We start from the raw sequence: 2203 nt of genomic DNA on the forward strand, positions 1-2203 counted from the left end.
GCAGTTTTCCCCATGTTACCTGAGGTCAAACGTACCTTAGCCGTGCGCTATTGCCCTTGCTGCCATCAAGCTATGCATTTTATGGGCGTTCATATGCGTCATCGACCGACAGGCGCTAATATCACCGCTTAAGGCGAGAAGTATAAGGATAACGGGTTAACCAAACAGAATGAAGACTCGATAACAGCTTGATGAACAAGTGATAAAAATATTAGCTCGTTCGCTAAGGGCGGGTCATGTCTGCAAAAAAGTCTCTTTCAAAGTACGACCTTAGCACCCTCAAATTCTCAATCAGCTATTTGCATAATAAAGTGTCAACAACCAGCATCGGGCTTGTTCAACACTTGGGATAAGGTCGCGGCTACGCGCGGCCTATCCTTATTTGTTAGAACCTGATTTCTCAGAAATTGCCATTTTCCCACCCTTGAACTGGATGTTTGTGCCAGACACACCTTTAAGAACCATTTCATATGGATGATCCACTTTCTTTTCCCTTTCAGAATGGTTTGTCATAATAATTCGAATGAATTCGATATCGTGTTCTGAAAGTGATCCAGCCTTATTATTATGCTCAATGTATTCCATCGCAGAATTTTGTTTCTTTAAATCCTCCTTGATCGCCAGCAAAACAGATGTTCTCGCGTTTGATGCTCGAAAAATATAGATAATAAAGCCTGCAAGACTTATATAAAGTCCTGATAGTGATATTGCACCGTATTGAGATATCTCTGAACCTTTTAATAGATACAAAGCAATTAATGCGAAATTAACAATTACGAAGAGGTTTATCATTACACTCTTTAGCAAACCAGCGCTTCTTCTCTCTTGCTCTACAGTATGATGAAGCTCTTTTTCAACATTTTCACGCTGTTGAAAAAGATGATTTTCCCGCTTAGATGCTGCTAAATCTTTATCTGTTTTTGATGATAAAAACTGGTCAATTCTTTTATTAACACGCTCTTCAAGCTCTTCAAATATGTGCCCCTCTAAAACCCTTGTATCTTTGAGCTTTTCTAATGTCATCTTTTCTAGATTCTCCACTAGGTATGATGACATCTCTTGATCTATGAGTTTTGATGCATTTTTAAGGAGATCCCCTGACAATTCTTTTCTTAGTCGCACAATCTCTTTTTCTAAAATTCTTAGTCTATCTCTATCCTCTATATCTCTACCTGATTCTTCAGAATAAAATAATTTTCTTCTTTCGAAGATTCTTAATATTGGAGTTAAAACCATAACTGCGGCAACCCCAGTAAGAACACCAATAACTATTTCGAAGTTTCCATTCAGAAACACCTCAATAAAATCCTTCATTACTACTCCTTTAAGTTGGGGGGGAGGTTCTAACGCCCCATTAAGAGGCAAAAAACAGCTTGCTATAATGCCTGAGGAACGAAGGACAGCAAGCTGTTTTTTGTCCTTTTGAATGGCTTGTTGAACGAAGCCGCTTTGCGGCAGGAACAAGATAAAGCCATCCTTTTGCCCCTCATCCTAAATACTTGCTAGACGCGACCTGCTTCGGTCGCAAACCTAGGAGTATCATCATGGACATTCACGAACAACAACGCTTTGATTTACTTTATGAACAACATCTTACCAACTTAACCTTGCAAGGCAAGCGGCCTGCAACCATTGATGCCTATAGCCGAGCTATACGCCGTATTGCGGCATATTTTGACTGCTGCCCCGATACCCTGACCACCGATGATTTAAAGCGCTATTTTGCCGACTTAATTGCCTCACATTCATGGAGCACCGTCAAACTCGACCGTAACGGCTTGCAGTTTTTCTACTTTCACGTCCTCAATAAATCTTGGCAGTGGCTTAATATTGTTAAGCCTCCACAGGTGAAACACCTGCCCGATATCCTCACGCCCTGCGAGGTCGCGATAGTTATCAGCCTCACGCGCCAGCTGCGTTATCAGGTCTGTTTCTTAACCCTGTACAGCATGGGATTGCGCCTTGGTGAAGCGATTTCATTACAGGTCGGGGATATTGATGCAGGACTCATGCAGGTGCATATCCGTGATGCTAAAGGTGGCAAGGATAGACTGGTGCCTTTACCTCAACGCACCTTGTTAGCGTTAAGGTACTATTGGCGCACCCACCGTCATCCTCGTTTGTTGTTTCCAGGTAAAGATAATCAACCCGACTCACTCATGGACAGAGGTGGGCTCCAAAAAGCCATGAAGCAAGTCATTGC

At 42.1% G+C, this 2203-nt stretch carries 2 protein-coding genes; one reads left to right on the forward strand and one right to left on the reverse strand.

The window, feature by feature from the left end:
- Positions 1-378: 378 nt before the first annotated feature.
- Positions 379-1464, reverse strand: a complete 1086-nt coding sequence (locus Q4Q57_RS21970) for a hypothetical protein (protein WP_311892030.1) — start codon at positions 1462-1464, stop codon at positions 379-381.
- 80 nt (positions 1465-1544) lie between these two features.
- Between Q4Q57_RS21970 and Q4Q57_RS21975 the strand changes: the two genes are divergently transcribed.
- A partial coding sequence (locus Q4Q57_RS21975; protein WP_311892031.1) for a site-specific integrase occupies positions 1545-2203 on the forward strand: 659 nt, incomplete at its 3' end.

Origin of the sequence: Shewanella sp. SP2S2-6 (genome assembly GCF_031931965.1) — a bacterium.
Lineage (GTDB): Bacteria > Pseudomonadota > Gammaproteobacteria > Enterobacterales > Shewanellaceae > Shewanella > Shewanella baltica.